This window comes from Moraxella sp. (assembly GCF_024227015.1).
Lineage (GTDB): Bacteria > Pseudomonadota > Gammaproteobacteria > Pseudomonadales > Moraxellaceae > Moraxella.
In genome coordinates this window covers 1-926 of the sequence record NZ_JAAELD010000301.1, presented here as the reverse complement: position 1 = coordinate 926, position 926 = coordinate 1, and the positions used below count along the sequence as shown (strand labels likewise).

Genomic DNA, 926 nt, shown 5'->3' with positions numbered 1-926 from the left:
GGACAGCGATGACGGGGTAATACGACTCGACCTGCATCAGGGGCGACGCTATGAAGTTGATGCCACCAGCAAGAAATATAGCCAGATTGGATTTGAGCGATATCGCATCAGTCTGGCAGCCAGCAGTAACGAAGACCTAAAGCCCCTAAAGATAGAAGGGTGGCGGATTCAGGATTTGTTTGCAAACATGAACACGACCAATCAAACACCAAGCTCTCAAGAGATTCATGCTGAGCTTGGTTATCGATTCAGCTTGCCATGGCTGATTTTGATTGCGGCGATTTTGGCAGCACCACTGGCTCAAGTGAAGCCGCGCCAAGGCAGATGGTTAAAGCTCATTCCTGCGTTATTTATCTTCGTGGCGAATGTGCTGATTTTGATCTCCCTGAAGGAAAGCATCGCCAAGGGCAAGGTTGGAGATTGGGCATATCCTGTGGTTCTTATGGCGCTGTTTGCGGTGGCGATATACATCAATTATCATGAACGTATGATGGCAAAACTGCGTCTAAATCGTCAAGGAGGCGCGGCATGAAGTCACATATTTTAGCCAGATATGTCATCCGAGCGGCGTTCTTAGCGATGCTTGGTGCGGTACTTGGACTGTGGTTATTGCAGCTGATTTTTGCTTATTTGAATGAGCTTGAGGATCTAAGCGATACTTATACGGTGATGGATGCACTCAAATTCATCCTGTACCGTTCGCCGTATTTTTTGGTGCAGTTCATTCCAACCGGTGCACTGCTTGGCGCGGTGGTGGGCTTGGGGCTATTGGCCGGTAACAGCGAGCTTGTGAGTATGCAGGCGTCGGGCGTGAGTAAATATCGCATCATTAGCTGGGCGATGATCCCTGCCAGCGTGTTCGTGGTGTTGTCGCTTGCGGTGAATCAATTCGTACTGCCCATCACCAATCAAAAAGCCGAAGCCAT

At 49.4% G+C, this 926-nt stretch carries 2 protein-coding genes; both read left to right on the top strand.

Annotated features, from left to right (window positions below; translation table 11 throughout):
- Positions 1–532, top strand: a 532-nt coding sequence (locus tag GY683_RS06920) for an LptF/LptG family permease (protein WP_297288040.1), incomplete at its 5' end; no start/stop codon positions are given.
- Positions 529–926, top strand: a 398-nt coding sequence (locus GY683_RS06915) for an LptF/LptG family permease (RefSeq protein ID WP_297288039.1), incomplete at its 3' end; no start/stop codon positions are given. The genes GY683_RS06920 and GY683_RS06915, both read left to right, overlap by 4 nt.